Source organism: Mesorhizobium sp. M7D.F.Ca.US.004.01.2.1 (genome assembly GCF_003997785.1).
In the GTDB taxonomy this organism is placed as follows: domain Bacteria; phylum Pseudomonadota; class Alphaproteobacteria; order Rhizobiales; family Rhizobiaceae; genus Mesorhizobium; species Mesorhizobium loti.
Genome location: NZ_RZRQ01000711.1, coordinates 1 through 829, shown reverse-complemented (window position 1 = coordinate 829; position 829 = coordinate 1). Strand labels below are relative to the sequence as shown.

Here is an 829-nt window from a genome sequence, read left to right as displayed (position 1 = left end):
ACAGACACTGCATCGTCCGTGAGCTTCTGGCCGAGCTTGATAATCTGCGCCACGATCAGGGCGTGTCGAGGGCTGGTATTGAAGTCGTTGGCCAGCCATGCCGGTGTGGCGTTGCCCTCACGGATCATCTGATCCCACCGTCCGGAGGATATGCGCATCTGCAATTTCGGATCGATCTCCAGCGTGCGCAAAAAGGCGATCCGTTCGGTCAGCCCAATCAGGTTCGAAGCACCAGGCGCATCCGGCGCCGATCTCAGCCAATGAAAGCGCGTCTGGCCGAGGGCCGGGTCAACCTCCAACAGCCTGTCCAAAAATGTAAGCCGATCGGGCGGGATACCTTCGACGAGTTCTTTCTCAGCCCGTCGGCGAGCTATCGCGCGACCGCCGAGGCCGATCTTCTCGATGGAATGCAGCGAGGGCAGGAGTGCGTTTCGTTTCCGGAACTCGGCAATGACTGCTGTCGCGATCGGCAACCCGTGATCGCCATTGGTCGCCGCATCGATTGCAGCCACAAGGGCGGCGCGGCGATCGTCTCTAGATGCAGTCCGGAGACCGAGGTAAGCCATCAACGATCGGCTGTGATCGAAGCGCGTCTGTACTCGATGCGCATAGAAGGCGTAGAGGCGCGCGTCGATACCAAGCTGATCCGCAAGATAGTCGATCACAGCCGCGGGTGGCTGCTCGTTATCCCACAAGAGCCGCCCCGTTTGTCGCATCGTGCAGAGTTGAACGGCGAAGCCCAGCTTGTTCTGCGGTCGCCGGCGGAGTTCGCATTCCAATCTATCTGACGGGTCCAGTGTAAAGTGACGGATCAGACTATCCTCTGTCT

The 829-nt window shown here is 59.7% G+C and carries 1 protein-coding gene; it reads right to left on the bottom strand.

What is annotated here, in order from left to right:
* The coding region (locus EN993_RS36355; RefSeq protein WP_164758083.1) for a DUF4158 domain-containing protein at positions 1–829 on the bottom strand (829 nt) is incomplete at both ends.